Genomic DNA, 14421 nt, shown 5'->3' with positions numbered 1-14421 from the left:
AGTGGTCAGACCACTCATTTGTTAAAAATGCCCAATAGTCAAGGCTTGTATCATTTCTACTATAAATTAAAACAGGTCTAATTTTTGTAAGTATTTGTCGTCATTAAACAGACAAATTTCGTAATTCGCGATAGGCGGAAATAACTTTACTCTCATCTTTTTCCGCCAAAGCCTCCAATAAAAACAAATAATCCTCACGTTTATATTTGGGAGGAATTGGTGTTAAAGAATAATAATAATCTTTTAGTATTAACCATATTCTTAAAAATAGGTTATTATCCGCTAATAGCACGATACGGTAGAAAAATTCATCATCTTCAATGTTTTCTTTGAATGCTGCCCATTCAATCAGATTAAGAAATTCTTCTGGTTCAGCACGCTTTTGTACTAATTGAAGGCAGTCCATTTCAATAATATTTTTTGTTTCATATACATCTTTTTTAGCTTTCTCATCTTGTAAAATAAACGTACCTAGAAGCTGTACGAGCTGGTGACCGCGAAAATCCCGGAGAAACGTCCCTTCCCCTCGCTTTGTCTCAATTAAACCTAGAAGTTCCAAAGCTCTTAAGGCTTCCCTAACGGAAGAGCGCCCGACATCCAGGCGCTCTGATAGTTCCCGCTCAGAAGGTATTTTATCACCAGGCTTTAGCCCATATGCACTTATCATTTCTCGTAAATATTCAACAATTTTCAAGTACACTTTTGAAGCTGCCACTTAACAAATCACTCTTTTCCAATAATAGCGAGCCTCTTGGTTTTTTCTCTTACATCTTCAGGATCTACCTTTATTCTAGCAACACCTGTCTCCATAGCTGCTTTAGCAACTGCTGCCGCAACATTTGGTGCAACACGAGGGTCAAATGGGGCGGGAATAACGTAATCCGCGCTTAATTCATTATCTTTGATTAAATTTGCGATTGCCTTTACTGCAGCAATTTTCATTTTTTCATTAATATGTGTCGCACGGACATCAAGTGCCCCGCGGAAAATGCCAGGAAAGGCAAGAACATTATTGACCTGATTTGGGAAATCAGAACGGCCTGTACCGACTACCTTTGCACCAGCTGCTTTTGCTTCCTCAGGCATAATTTCCGGCACAGGATTGGCCATTGCAAAAATAATAGAATCTGAATTCATTGATTCAACCATTTCTTTAGTTAAGGCACCAGCTACAGAAACACCGATAAAAACATCTGCACCTTTAATTACATCTTTTAAACTCCCGGTTAAATTATCGCGGTTAGTAAATTTTGCAACTTCCGCCTTGACCGTGTTCATTCCTTGAGGACGGCCTTCATAGATAGCCCCTTTTGTATCACACATGATGATATCCCTGACTCCGTAGCTGTACAGCAATTTAATAATAGCAATTCCTGCTGCACCGGCACCACTTGCAACAACTTTTATTTCCGTCATTTTTTTTCCGACAAGTTTTAGAGCATTAACAAGGCCTGCAACAGTAACAATAGCAGTACCGTGCTGATCATCATGAAAAATTGGAATGTTTGATTCCTTTTTCAGCCTTTCTTCGATGACAAAACAATTCGGTGCAGCAATATCCTCAAGGTTTACCCCGCCAAAGGACGGTTCCAGCAACTTAACAGTTTCGATAATTTTATCCACGTCCGTTGTATTTAGACAGATAGGAAAAGCATCGACACCAGCAAAACTTTTGAATAATACAGCTTTTCCTTCCATAACAGGCAAAGCTGCCTCCGCTCCGATATTTCCTAAGCCCAAAACAGCAGTACCATCAGATACGACAGCCACCATATTGCCTTTCATAGTATAGTCATATACTGTTTCCGGCTTTTCATAGATATCCTTACAAGGTTCAGCAACACCTGGTGAATAAGCCAAGCTTAAATCATGAGCATTTCTAACAGGTACTTTCGATTTTGATTCTAATTTTCCCTTATGAATTCGGTGCATATGTAATGCTTCTTCCCGCAAAGTCATGAATTGTCACCCCTCAATAGAATAGCGGAAGCACCTTGCCATTGCAGGACATATGAATAATAAGTCCCATGGTAATGGAGCAGACTGCTTTCTAAATTATTTATTATTTTCTTATTATTCTATATTTTAGAAAACATTGCAAATATAAAGTGAAACTGTAATCAATAGTTTTTTTCATTCCATTGATAGTTAAACCCGGTTTACTGTTTTACTATCGTTGGCTGCCACCGAGAAAGAGTCAATACTGCTCCGATTGGCTCAGACTGCCCTGCTATAAGCATCGGTAAGTTTTGCTGTATCTTACCAATCGGGCATTTACGGGCAGTTGATCCGCCGCTTATAATTATTGTTTTTTGCTAATGCTAAACCTTGAAGCTGCGGTCTTACTTCTCGATAATGCGGGATAAAAAAACTATTATGGCGGTGGTCAGACCACGCCTGTCCCTTTAACAATATAACATAATCTCAATAGTTGTAAAGATTTAATCTTTTAGAACCACATTTTGCATTCCCAGTATTTCTTTTAAAGAATGCATCAATTTAGGCGTTGGGGTGATATTTTTTTCCATGCCTAAACGGAGAGTTTTCCGAACCGCTTCAAAATGGATAATAACACTCGTTTTCCCTTTATTGTTTTCAAGGAGGTGATTCACGTCCTTAAGAACTATTTCTTCATCTTTATCTTTACTGATTTTTAAATATAGTACAGACTGCTTGTCGGAATGGCTTTTTAGCCATTCACCGATTTCATGAACCTGCTGAATGATAAACTGCAGTTTCCCCTCTCTCTCTTCAACCTTTCCTTCCAGCAATGCAAAGTTTCCATGGTTTAATAGTACAGAAAACCTTTTATAAATATTGGGAAATGCGATTGCTTCCATCTCTCCGCTAGAATCACTGATAGTTAAAAATGCCATTAGCTCTCCTCGTTTTGTGCGAATGGTTTTTAACGCAGAGATATAAACGCCAACAGCAGCCCGATGAGAGCCTGAGTTCAAATGAAATAAAGGCTGTGCACCACTTTGACTAAGTTCTTTTTCATAAATGGAAATTGGATGATCAGAAAGATACAGTCCAAGCGCCTCTTTTTCAAATGATAGTTTATGTTCCTGGCTGATAGGGTCAACTATGACATATTTCGGTTTAAGGTTAAATTCTTCTTCAAATAAATCAATTTGATTGGAGTCATCCGGTTTGAATATTTGGGCATGTTCTATGGCAACATCCAGACTTGCCAGTAAAACCGCCCGATCCATGCCAAATTCATCGAAGGACCCGGAGTGAACAAGAAATTCCAATGTTTTTCGGTTAATAGCCTTATTGGACACTCTTATGCAAAAATCGAATAAATCTGCAAACCTTTTTTTCTTCCTAACTTGAAAAATTTCCTTCATAGCCGCTGCACCTACACCTTTAATAGCAGCAAGGCCGTAGCGGATAGCGCCGTTTTCAACTTTGAAAGAAAAACTGCTCTGATTTATGGACGGTGGAAGAACGGTAATATCCTTTTGTTTTGCTTCCATTACATATTGGGCAATTTTCGACTCATTGCCAATTGCAGATGTTAATAGCCCTGCCATAAAATAGACTGGATAATTCGCCTTTAAATAGGCTAATTGATAAGCAATCATACTATAAGCAACCGCATGACTGCGGTTAAACCCATAATTGGCGAAACGGACGATTAAGTCGTAAATTCCATTGGCAGCTGCTTGTTTATAACCCTTTTGAAGTGCGCCTTGAACAAAGTGATGCCGCTCTTGGTCAAGCACTTCTTTTTTCTTTTTTGATACAGCTCTTCGTAACAGGTCAGCCTCACCAAGTGAAAATCCTGCCATTTTCGAGGCAATCTGCATAATCTGTTCCTGGTATACAATAACACCATACGTATTCTCGAGAATAGGCTTTAGGTCACGATGTGGATATTCAACCGGCTCCCGCCCATGTTTCCGATCAATGAAAAGCGGAATATTTTCCATCGGCCCTGGACGATATAAAGCATTAACTGCCACAATATCTTCAAACCGTGACGGTTTTAATCTTTTTAATACTTTTCTCATACCTTCGGATTCAAGCTGAAAAATCCCGGTCGTTTCTCCTGCTGCTAATAATGTAAAAGTCTTTGAATCACTAAGAGGGAACGAGTGGATGTCCAAAGTCTTCCCGGTATGACGTTTAATAGAGGCTAGAATCATTTCAATCAAGGTTAAATTCCGCAGTCCGAGAAAGTCCATTTTAAGAAGACCCATTTCCTCAAGATATTCCATTGAATATTGAGTTAAATAAACATGACCGGAACCCTGCTGAATGGGAACTAAATCAATAAGCGGTTTTTCGCTTATCACAACACCAGCAGCATGTGTAGAGGTGTGTCTAGGAAGCCCTTCTAATTTCAAGGCTGTTTCATAAAGCCTTTGATTCATGGGTGTATCGTTAACAAATTTCCTCAGACCTTCGGATTCTTTATATGCGGCTGATAAGCTGGTCCCCAGCCTTGAAGGCACTAATCTTGATACATAATCCAATTCCTTTGAATTCAATCCAAAGGCACGTCCAACATCTCGTAAGGCAGCCTTGGCTGCCAATGTACCAAATGTAACAATTTGGGCTACATGGAGCTCGCCATATTTTCTTGCAACATAATCAATCACTTCGTCCCGGCGATGGTCTGGAAAATCAATATCGATATCAGGCATTGAAATCCTTTCAGGGTTTAAGAATCGCTCAAATAAAAGGTTATGTTGAATCGGATCAACATCTGTAATATATAAAACATAAGCAACGAGTGATCCCGCTGCCGATCCCCGGCCCGGACCTGTTAAGATACCATTCTCCCTTGCGAAATTCATAAAATCCCAAACAATTAAAAAATAATGACTAAATTTCATTTTTTTAATGACTGTTAATTCATAGGTCAATCTTTCTATATACTCCTCGGAAGGAGAAGAAATGCGTTCCATTAGGCCTTTGCGGCACAGCTGTTCCAGGTATTCCTCTGCAGACAGACTTTCATCACCAGTCGGAAAAGCAGGCAGGTACGTCCTATTAAATTCAATATTCACATTGCATCGTTCGGCAATTCGAAGTGTATTTTCTATCGCTTCCGGAAAATCAGCTAAAACACCGTCCATCTCTTCCGCTGATTTTAGATAAAACTGGTCGCTTCCTAATTTCTCACGAGTGTCATCCTGTAATTTATCTCCATTCTTAATGGCCAGGAGGCATTCATGAGCAAACATATCATTCTTTTCGATGTAGTATACTTGGTTGGTCGCTGCAAGCGGGACTTTCATTTCTTTTGCCAGCAATAATATTTGAGGATAAATAGCTGCTTCTTGTTTTAATTGATGATTTTGCATGGAAAGAAAGAAGTTTCCACTGCCAAAAAGAGCAATATATTTTTGAATTAATTCCTTTGCAATTTCAATTTCCTCATTTAATAAGGCCTGTTCAATTTCTCCTTCTATGCCTGGTGTAATCGCAATAAGACCAGCAGCATAATGCCGCAGCCATTTATATGGAATTCCCTTTTCAGACTTCGTCTGAACCGCACTGGAAATTTTCAATAGATTCTTATATCCTGTTTCATTTTCTGCTAAAAGCACAAGCGGAAATGCATCATGACTATCCCGTGTGCCTTCCACATCCACTGTTAAACCAATTATGGGTTTAATCCCATGCTGTTTACATAGTTTGTAAAATTCAATTGTTCCGTACATTACATTTCGATCCGTCAAAGCAAGCGCACGAAACCCTTTTTCCTGAGCTTTCTTTACTAACTCAGGCACTGAGGCTGTGCTTGTTAATAAACTATACGCACTATAAACATGCAGGTGAATAAAAGCCATTTCATCACACCCTTAAATACATGAATTCAAATTCTATTATAAATCTTTACTTAGAAAAAAGAAAATATGTTCTCATTTTAAAATTCATATTTCCCTATGCCTGTCCATATAAATGGTGGTATGAGTATTTATTTTAATTAAAGGACGGAGGAAGAATGAAAGAAATCGGCTTTTTTCCTGCTTTTATTGAAAGTTATTTTATAGCCCTGGGAGTCTTGCTCGGCGGCTCATTGATTGGGGGAATTGCTTCCTTTTTGACCGGACAGCCTCCATTGACCACCGTCTACCGGCTGTCCTCTGCTCTTCGAATATGGGCAATTGTTGCGGCGATTGGCGGTACATTTGACGCCGTCTACACGTTTGAACGGGGACTGTTAAATGCAGATACAAAAGATTTGTTTAAACAATTTTTATTAATCCTGTCTGCTTTAGGAGGAGCCCAGACAGGCGCCCTTATCATAAATTGGATGACACAGGAGCATATATCATGAGAATCCCTCCCTATTACAGGAGACCATCATGGCAGCGCTTTTTTGCTGGTATGGCCATTGGCGGTGCGATAAGCTGGTGCATTTTTTTATATATTTTTGGGGTCTGGCAGGAAGATAATGCAAAGCTTATTCGTAAACAGCGGCAGGATATTTTAGAACTTAATCATGATATTAAGATATGGCAGGAAGATTATAGGGAGTTAAATAACCGTAATTTAGAAAAAATCACTGTTCAAAAGATTCAAATTAAAATTACTAATTCCCAGAGATATAAACTGGACGATTTCAGTGTCTTTGAAACAGAAGAAGCTGTTCGCGATGACATTAAAATGGTTTTAGCAAAGGATTTGGAAACCGTCGCTAAAAGCAAGGATTTAATAAAAAAAATCATTGAAAATAAACCGATTAAAATCAATGAAAAAAGGTATAAATTAAAGGTAAAAGAAATGATTATTTTTACCACACTAACCGTGCAGCTGGAAATTCAATTCGATGAATAGAAACGGCCGAGCTTTCACTGGCCGTTCCATTTTTTTATAATCTACTCACAAACCTTGTTTAATTCATTTATTACATCAGCTGTTTGATCCCATGAATAAATAGAAGCTCCGGCTGCCAGCGGGTGGCCTCCGCCATTAAATTTCCTGGCGACCTCATTAATAACCGGTCCTTTAGAACGGAGGCGGACCCTTATTTGGTCTGATTCTTCAATGAAGAATACCCAGGCCTTAATATCCTTTACATCACTTAAAACTCCAACTAATAGAGAAGCCTCTGCAGGTCTTGCCTGAAATTCCTTCATCAGCTCTTTTGTTAGTTTAACAACAGCCACACCATTCTTATGAAACTCAAAGTTTTGCAGTACATACCCTTTTAACTTAATAATATTAGGTTCGAGCTCGTACATTTTGTCGAATAATTCCGGCCGTGAAAACTTGTAATGGATTAACTCCCCAGCATAAGCAAATGTTTTTTCTGTGGTACTTGGAAAAAGAAAACGACCAGTATCCCCGACAATTCCTGCAAATAACAGCCTTGCCGCTTCATCATTTAGTTTCAATCCCTGATCTTTTCCAAATAAATAGAAGTCATATATTAACTCAGAGCAGGAGCTTGCCGTTGTATCTACCCATACTAAATCCCCATATGGATCAACATTTGGATGGTGATCAATTTTAATCAGCCTGTCACCCATTTGATATCTGGAATCACATATTCTTTCGGTATTTGCTGTATCACAAACTATGACTAATGCTCCTTTATATACTTCATCATCGATTACATCAAGTATCCGCATATATTGGAGAGTCGGTTCATCATTGCCGACTGCATAAATTTTCTTTTCAGGAAAGGATTCTTTTAAAATTTCCACCAGACCGCCTTGGGATCCGTATGCATCAGGGTCTGGACGGACATGCCGGTGAACAATGATGGTTTCATATTGTTTAATAGTTTCTAATATTTTCTCTTTCATAAGCGCTCCTTAACATTTAATAAAGTGAAACTTCAATCAACGGGGTTTTTCCCACCCTCTGCTGGCTGTTAGTTTTACTAATCTGGCTTATACGGGCAGATATCCCCTCGTTCATACTTCCTTCGAAGCGGGGTCTTACTCCCCCGTAAGCACGAGATAACTTAAACCTCTTATGGCATTTTTCACTAATTAAAGTTACAATAAAGTGAAACTTCAATACAATTTTTTAGATGAATGAATCAGGCAGTTATGGGCCGTTAATCCCCCATCCCTTTTGCTAATGCTAAACCTTAATTCGGAAGTTTTACTGCCCGTTAAAGGCGGTATTAAAATTGATTTTAAACTGGAAGGAGTAGAGCATGTTTATCTTCGTGTTTCTCATTATTATTTTACTTGTTTTCTATTTATTTTATAAAACAAAATATTTTAGAAGCAGCCGTCCTGTTGAAAAGAAATGGTTATCTGCTAAGTCAAATATTGTCCTTGGCTTATTTGTCTTTTTATTTGGGTTAAATCATTTGATTTATATTGCTGAATCCACAGTAAATTACATTATTGCAGTCATATTTATTCTTTATGGGGCTTACTTTGCCTGGATTGGATTCAAAAAATATAAACACTATCTTCCCTTTGCCATTAAAGAAGCAGAGGAATTAAACACAGAAAACTAATCATTTTAGCCGCTCCTTGATGGAAGCGGCTTTCATTATGTAAGATAAAATATATGTCAGCTTCTATCAAGCAGCTGACATACCATCAAAGCTTTTCCTACCAGAGTTCCGCCATTAAAAACTTCCACATCCACTTTTCCAAACTTTCGTCCAACTTCTAAAACCTTAGGATATATTTCCAGCCTGCTTTCTATTTGAACGGGTTTAATAAAGTAGATTGTCATATTTTCAACGACCAAATCACCTTTTTTGTAACCGCGTAATACTCGATTAGCCGCATCAGAAACAAGTGTTGTAAATACCCCATATGAAATCGTACCAAGATGATTGGACATCTGTGGAGTCACTTCTAACGTAAAAACATTTTCACCTTTCTCTTTATTATTCATGATATCCATTTGATTTGTGACGATGTCATCTATCGTTTCACCCACTTGAGGCTGTCCCTGATTCATCTGCAGTGCCTTCAAAACATCCTGCCTGCTGATGATTCCTTCTAAACGACTCGAATCATCAATTACCGGCAGCATTTCAATCCCCTCCCAAACCATCATATGGGCTGCTGAAGCAACACTGATTCTGCCGTTTACTGCCATTGGATGTTTCGTCATGATTTTTTCAATAGCAGTTTCCCGGTCTTGACCTAGAATATCCTTACTTGTAATCATTCCTTGAATCTTCATATTTTGATCAACAACAGGATAACGGCTATGGGTGGTCTCTTGGTTTAATTCATGCCATTTTGAGACCTTATCTGTATTTTTAAGATAATAAGTTTCTGATAAAGGGGTTAAAATATCTTCTACCAAGATAATTTCCTTTTTGATTAACTGGTCATAGATTGCTCTATTAATTAGTGTTGCAACTGTAAACGTGTCATAGCTGGAGGAGATGATTGGCAGTTCGAGTTCATCGGCAAGCCTTTTTACATGCTCTTCTGTGTCAAAACCTCCTGTAATTAAAACCGCTGCTCCTGCCTTTAAAGCAAGTTCATGTGCCTTTATCCGGTTACCGACAATTAAAAGGCTCCCAGCGTCTATATATTTCATCATAGCTTCTAATTTCATGGCACCAATAACAAATTGCTTCAAAGTTTTATGTAATCCTGTCCGTCCGCCTAAAACTTGGCCATCCACGATATTTACCACTTCAGCAAATGTCAGCTTTTCAATATTTTCCTTTTTCTTCTGTTCTATGCGAATGGTTCCTACCCGTTCAATAGTGCTGACATATCCTTTATTTTCTGCTTCTTTGATTGCGCGATAGGCCGTCCCTTCACTTACATTCATTGCTTTGGCAATTTGTCTGACTGATATTTTTTCACCAACTGGAAGTCCATCAATATACTGTAATATTTGTTCGTGTTTTGTAGCCAAGACCTTCACCCTTTATACTTTCGAATTCATATCTCTCTCCTGCTTACCAGAAAATTATATCTAAATTCCATTATAAAGTTTTAAAAGGCCTGATTCAATGTCGTTTCTTACATTAAAAAGCTTCAGCACCTTGAAAAGGTGCTGAAGGATCGGATTTTTTAACAAAACCTTTTATTACAATGAGCGGGATTTTCGTTTTAAGTCCTGAGTCTGCACTTTATTTGTTTGTCTTTTCGGTGCATAAAGCAAGCCGGTTAAATTGCCTGCAATCACCATCAGAGCAAATGCAAGCCAAGCAATCGCGAAAATCCCCTGAAGTCCGTCAGCTGTTACGGATAATCTTGGAACAGCAAAATAAAGCATAAAACCGCAAAGTAATAAACACAATAAGTATCTGTTTTTCTTCAACACTATTTCCTCCCTTAAAAAAACTGCTTGTTTCATTTTTATGCATAAGGGAGGAAAAAAAGTATGTGAAAACCTAATAAAGTGAAACTTCAATCAGTGGTTTTTTTTCATCCCCCACTGATTGTTAGTTGAACCAATCGGGCTTCTACGAGCAGAAGATTCCCCACTTCAATGCTTCTAGCTTACACTAAGCATTGAAGCGGGGGGCTTACCGCCCGTTAAGCGGAATAACTTCTATATTTCAATAAATTCTCCAGGATTTAGTACTTTGCCATTTTTATCTACTAGTAATTCCGTAAAACGATATGGGTCCTGTTTAATTGGCGGGAATGTGTTGTAATGAATAGGAACAACTGTCTTCGCCTGTAAAAGCTTAGCAGCATAGGCAGCATCCTCAGGTCCCATGGTGAAATTATCACCAATCGGCAGAAATGCAACATCAATTTGATTACGATCACCAATCAATTTCATATCTGAGAAAAGACCCGTGTCCCCGGCATGGTAAATGGTCTTTCCTTCATTACTGAACAAAACACCTGTAGGCATTCCACAATAAACGATTTCATTATTATTGGTTGCAAAGGCTGAACCATGGAAAGCTTGGGTAAACTTGATTTTTCCAAAATCAAATTGGTAAGCACCACCAATATTCATTCCATGAGTTTTGACACCCTGCCAGCTTAAGAAAGTAGTAAGGTCTGCATTGCCCACTACAAGGGCATCATTTCTTTTCGCTATCTCGACTGTATCGCCCACATGATCATTATGACCATGCGTTAAGATAATCACATCCGCTTTTACTTCATCAGCCTTAAGATCAGTTAAACTATTGCCAGTAATGAACGGGTCAATTAATATGGTCTTTCCATTTGTTTGTATTTGAACTACTGAATGTCCATGATATGAGATTTTCATCTTACCAGCTCCTTTAAAAAATTTGATCTATATTGTACTTCCATAAAAAAATGAAAATTCCTTCTCTATTTATACCCAAATCCTTCTTGTTTTAGGACTTGCGGATTTCTGATAGTTTACTTTTTGATTTTAAATTGATACTCTCAAAATGGATTTACATGTTTAAGGAGGCCGAAAATAAATGAATCAGCGATTAGAAAAGCTGCAAGCATGGATGAAGGAAAATGAAATAGAGATTAGTTTCCTAACCTCTTCAGAGAATGTCTTTTATTTAACCGGTTATTTTACTGATCCCCACGAACGGCTGCTGGCATTAGCAGTGTTTCAGGAAGCAGAACCATTTTTAGTTTGCCCGGCAATGGAGGTTCATGATGCAAAGCAGGCTGGCTGGTCACAAGAAATTATCGGTTTTAGTGATATCGAAAACCCTTGGGAACTAATTCAAAAATCTATTAATAAAAGAATCAATCATATTTCCAAGGCTTCCATCGAAAAGGAACATATGAATGTAGACCGATATGAGCAGCTCCAGCATTTGTTCCCGAATGCTGTGTTTGTTTCAGCAGAAGAAAAAATTAGAATGCTTCGCATGATAAAAGATGCAAAAGAATTGAAAAAGATTGAAGAAGCTTGTGCTCTTGCAGACTATGCTGTTGAATTTGGGGCAAGCGAAATTAAGGAAGGAAAAACAGAACTTGATGTCCTAAATGCCCTGGAATACGCCCTTAAGAAAAAAGGGGTTACTGAAATGTCCTTTTCCACCATGGTCTTAACCGGTGCCAATGCCGCCTCGCCTCATGGAAATCCTGGAGAGACCAAAATTCAAAAAGGAGATTTGGTTTTATTTGACTTAGGAGTAGTGGTAGACCGATATTGCTCGGATATTACAAGAACTGTTGCATATGGTGATATCAATGATAAACAAAAAGAAATCTATGATACTGTGTTAAGGGCGCAATTGGCTGCAATAGATGCAAGCCGACCAGGAGTTACAGCTGCCGAAGTTGATCTCACCGCACGAAAAGTAATTGCAGATGCCTGCTATGGTGAATATTTCCCTCATCGACTTGGACATGGACTTGGAATTGGTGTACATGAGTATCCATCCATGACAGAAACAAACCAGCTTGTCCTTGAAGAGGGCATGGTTTATACGATTGAGCCAGGCATTTACGTACCAAATGTTGCAGGAGTTCGAATTGAGGATGATGTCTATATTACGGCAAATGGTGTAAAAGTACTGACTAAATTCCCGAAAGAACTGCAAATCATAAAATAAAGTAAGAATTCAAATTAGTGAGGAGTTTCCCCATTCCTGGCTTATACTGAAGCGGGGGATCACTGCCCGTAAATACAGGATAAAATTTTTACAGTTATTTACATTGAATTTTTAATGATTTTGCAGTATTATACTTATACAAGCTGCGTTGTACGTAATGATAATAAAGTTTTAACCTTTAAACTGTAATAGGGAGTTTTTATTACGAAGATGAAATGACAAACCTCTGTCTATAGGACATGGAGGACAAGCAGGAAGCTTCGTGCGAACACCCACTTTGAGGAGTGGTGGTTTAAAACTTTCTTATAATAAGTACGGCAAATGCGGCCTGCTTTTATTTCACAAGTAAACCAGCATCGTTTAGATGCTGGTTTTTTATTATCGCAAGAGAAGTTCCATCGTATCTCTATACTCCACCTTATGAGCCTCAGCAACTGCTTTATAGGTAACATAACCTTCAAGTGTATTAATCCCTTTTAACAATGCCTCATTGTCAAGACACGCTTTTTTGTATCCCTTATTAGCAATATCTATTGCATATGGAACCGTCACATTTGTCAGGGCAATTGTTGAGGTTCTAGGCACAGCCCCCGGCATATTAGCTACCGCATAATGGACAACACCATGTTTTACATACGTTGGTTGATCATGGGTTGTAATTCGATCGGTAGTTTCAAAAATACCGCCTTGGTCAATCGCAATATCTACAATTACACTGCCGGGCCTCATCGACTTAACCATTTCTTCCGTTACTAACTTTGGTGCTTTTGAACCTGGTATAAGAACCGCTCCAATGACAAGATCCGAATCACTGAGGGCTTCAGCAATATTATAATGATTTGACATTAAAGTCGTAACATCCGAACCGAAGATATCATCTAATTGCCTAAGTCTCTCGGGGTTTAAGTCGATAATCGTAACCCTTGCGCCTAATCCAACCGCCATTTTTGCGGCATTTGTTCCAGCCATACCGCCCCCAATAATTGTCACTTTTCCTCTATGCACACCAGGAACTCCTGAAAGAAGAATACCCTTTCCTCCATATATCTTTTCTAAAAACTGGGCTCCAACCTGGGCAGCCATCCTTCCCGCAACCTCACTCATAGGAGATAATAATGGCAGGCTGCGATTGGGAAGCTGAACAGTTTCATAGGCAATTCCAATTACTTTTGAATCAAGCATTGCTTTCGTTAATTCCGGTTCAGCTGCTAAATGTAAATATGTAAATAGAATTAAGCCTTCACGGAAGTATTGATATTCACTTGGCAGAGGTTCTTTTACCTTCATCACCATTTCCACCGCCCATGCTTCCTTTGCAGTTTCCACTATTACAGCTCCTGCTGCCTTATAATCTTCATCTAAAAATCCCGAACCGAGTCCTGCGCCTTTTTCAATCATCACATCATGGCCAAATTTTGTAAGGTTGACAACCCCTGCAGGCGTCATTGCCACCCGATTCTCATTGTTCTTAATTTCTTTAGGTACTCCAATCCGCATGGTTCTTACCTCCCATTACTATAATTCTTACATTCAGAATAATATGGTCAAAGCCTTGCCAAAGGAGGCAAGGCATTTTTTGATTATTAAATGAAAAACGGATAGCCAAAACCAAATCCAAACGGATAACCAAAGCCAAATGGTCCTCCCCAGAATCCCCAAGGTCTTCCCCAGCCCCAGCCAAATCCACCCCAGAGACGGGTATCACCCGTTTGATAATTCATAGCAGGATAATAAGACATATGCTGATAACTCGGGCCCATATACATATTTGTATTCATCATGTAACCTCCTCATGTATTGTCACTAAAGATTATGCAATCAGCCCGGCAATGTCTTGGGTGAACATCCTGTTTAAGGAAAATTTTTAGGCAAAAAATAGAGTAGGCGCATGAAAAAATTTCATGCGCCTCTCACAGATCCGTACGTGCGGGTCATCGCATACGGCTCCTCCATGCTTATCCCCGCTGGGGATGTAGCTCATTGTAAATGTCTAAAAGAAA

The 14421-nt window shown here is 38.8% G+C and carries 13 protein-coding genes and 1 other RNA gene; 5 read left to right on the top strand and 9 right to left on the bottom strand.

What is annotated here, in order from left to right; genetic code table 11:
* Positions 1-103: 103 nt before the first annotated feature.
* From M3183_RS09420 to dnaE, 3 genes are all read right to left on the bottom strand, one after another.
* Complete coding sequence (locus M3183_RS09420; protein ID WP_311315355.1) at positions 104-715, bottom strand: FadR/GntR family transcriptional regulator; 612 nt, start codon at positions 713-715, stop codon at positions 104-106.
* Between the two features lie 8 nt (positions 716-723).
* Positions 724-1959, bottom strand: coding sequence for an NADP-dependent malic enzyme (ystJ, locus tag M3183_RS09415; protein WP_251468834.1), 1236 nt, complete (start codon positions 1957-1959; stop codon positions 724-726).
* A gap of 482 nt (positions 1960-2441) precedes the next feature.
* Positions 2442-5807, bottom strand: coding sequence for a DNA polymerase III subunit alpha (gene dnaE, locus M3183_RS09410; protein WP_251468832.1), 3366 nt, complete (start codon positions 5805-5807; stop codon positions 2442-2444).
* A gap of 155 nt (positions 5808-5962) precedes the next feature.
* Between dnaE and ytrH the strand changes: the two genes are divergently transcribed.
* Complete coding sequence (gene ytrH, locus M3183_RS09405; RefSeq protein ID WP_251468829.1) at positions 5963-6298, top strand: sporulation membrane protein YtrH; 336 nt, start codon at positions 5963-5965, stop codon at positions 6296-6298.
* Complete coding sequence (gene ytrI, locus M3183_RS09400) at positions 6295-6798, top strand: sporulation membrane protein YtrI (RefSeq protein WP_251468827.1); 504 nt, start codon at positions 6295-6297, stop codon at positions 6796-6798. Before ytrH ends, ytrI begins: the two co-directional genes overlap by 4 nt.
* A 41-nt stretch (positions 6799-6839) precedes the next feature.
* Here the strand turns inward: ytrI and M3183_RS09395 are convergent, their stop codons facing one another.
* Entirely contained in the window at positions 6840-7772 is a 933-nt protein-coding gene (locus tag M3183_RS09395; protein ID WP_251468825.1) for a DHH family phosphoesterase, read from the bottom strand.
* Positions 7773-8131: 359 nt separating this feature from the next.
* Here M3183_RS09395 and M3183_RS09390 point away from each other — a divergent pair, with 359 nt between their 5' ends.
* A complete protein-coding gene (locus tag M3183_RS09390) occupies positions 8132-8443 on the top strand; it encodes a YtpI family protein (protein ID WP_251468823.1) in 312 nt (103 codons plus the stop codon).
* Between the two features lie 56 nt (positions 8444-8499).
* Here M3183_RS09390 and M3183_RS09385 read toward each other — a convergent pair whose 3' ends face one another.
* From M3183_RS09385 to M3183_RS09375, 3 genes are all read right to left on the bottom strand, one after another.
* Positions 8500-9819 (bottom strand): CBS domain-containing protein, encoded by a 1320-nt coding sequence (locus M3183_RS09385; protein ID WP_251468821.1) that lies wholly within the window; start codon positions 9817-9819, stop codon positions 8500-8502.
* Between the two features lie 174 nt (positions 9820-9993).
* Entirely contained in the window at positions 9994-10227 is a 234-nt protein-coding gene (locus tag M3183_RS09380) for a hypothetical protein (RefSeq protein ID WP_251468819.1), read from the bottom strand.
* Positions 10228-10461: 234 nt separating this feature from the next.
* The gene (locus tag M3183_RS09375) at positions 10462-11142 is read right to left on the bottom strand and encodes a metal-dependent hydrolase (protein WP_251468817.1); all 681 of its coding nucleotides are present in this window, start codon (positions 11140-11142) and stop codon (positions 10462-10464) included.
* A gap of 181 nt (positions 11143-11323) precedes the next feature.
* On the opposite strand from M3183_RS09375, the gene M3183_RS09370 reads away from it, so the two are divergent.
* Positions 11324-12421 (top strand): M24 family metallopeptidase, encoded by a 1098-nt coding sequence (locus M3183_RS09370; protein WP_251468815.1) that lies wholly within the window; start codon positions 11324-11326, stop codon positions 12419-12421.
* A gap of 137 nt (positions 12422-12558) precedes the next feature.
* Positions 12559-12755: non-coding RNA, 6S RNA (gene ssrS / locus M3183_RS09365), on the top strand.
* A 44-nt stretch (positions 12756-12799) separates the two neighbouring features.
* Here the strand turns inward: ssrS and ald are convergent.
* Together ald and M3183_RS09355 are read right to left on the bottom strand one after the other, a co-directional pair.
* The gene (ald, locus tag M3183_RS09360) at positions 12800-13918 is read right to left on the bottom strand and encodes an alanine dehydrogenase (RefSeq protein WP_251468812.1); all 1119 of its coding nucleotides are present in this window, start codon (positions 13916-13918) and stop codon (positions 12800-12802) included.
* A gap of 86 nt (positions 13919-14004) precedes the next feature.
* A complete protein-coding gene (locus M3183_RS09355; RefSeq protein ID WP_251468810.1) occupies positions 14005-14202 on the bottom strand; it encodes a hypothetical protein in 198 nt (65 codons plus the stop codon).
* Between the last annotated feature and the right edge of the window lie 219 nt (positions 14203-14421).

The sequence above is a fragment of the Neobacillus mesonae genome (assembly GCF_023715155.1).
Taxonomy (GTDB): domain Bacteria; phylum Bacillota; class Bacilli; order Bacillales; family Cytobacillaceae; genus Neobacillus; species Neobacillus mesonae_A.
The sequence above is the reverse complement of the archived record's forward strand: the minus strand, read 5'-3'. Positions and strand labels throughout refer to the sequence as shown.

Coding starts and splice junctions, on each gene's coding strand:
- dnaE (WP_251468832.1), bottom strand. CDS start 5,807: ATGGCTTTTATTCACCTGCATGTTTATAGTGCGTATAGTTTATTAACA.
- M3183_RS09355 (WP_251468810.1), bottom strand. CDS start 14,202: ATGATGAATACAAATATGTATATGGGCCCGAGTTATCAGCATATGTCT.
- ytrH (WP_251468829.1), top strand. CDS start 5,963: ATGAAAGAAATCGGCTTTTTTCCTGCTTTTATTGAAAGTTATTTTATA.
- ytrI (WP_251468827.1), top strand. CDS start 6,295: ATGAGAATCCCTCCCTATTACAGGAGACCATCATGGCAGCGCTTTTTT.
- M3183_RS09390 (WP_251468823.1), top strand. CDS start 8,132: ATGTTTATCTTCGTGTTTCTCATTATTATTTTACTTGTTTTCTATTTA.
- M3183_RS09395 (WP_251468825.1), bottom strand. CDS start 7,772: ATGAAAGAGAAAATATTAGAAACTATTAAACAATATGAAACCATCATT.
- M3183_RS09370 (WP_251468815.1), top strand. CDS start 11,324: ATGAATCAGCGATTAGAAAAGCTGCAAGCATGGATGAAGGAAAATGAA.
- M3183_RS09375 (WP_251468817.1), bottom strand. CDS start 11,142: ATGAAAATCTCATATCATGGACATTCAGTAGTTCAAATACAAACAAAT.
- ald (WP_251468812.1), bottom strand. CDS start 13,918: ATGCGGATTGGAGTACCTAAAGAAATTAAGAACAATGAGAATCGGGTG.
- ystJ (WP_251468834.1), bottom strand. CDS start 1,959: ATGACTTTGCGGGAAGAAGCATTACATATGCACCGAATTCATAAGGGA.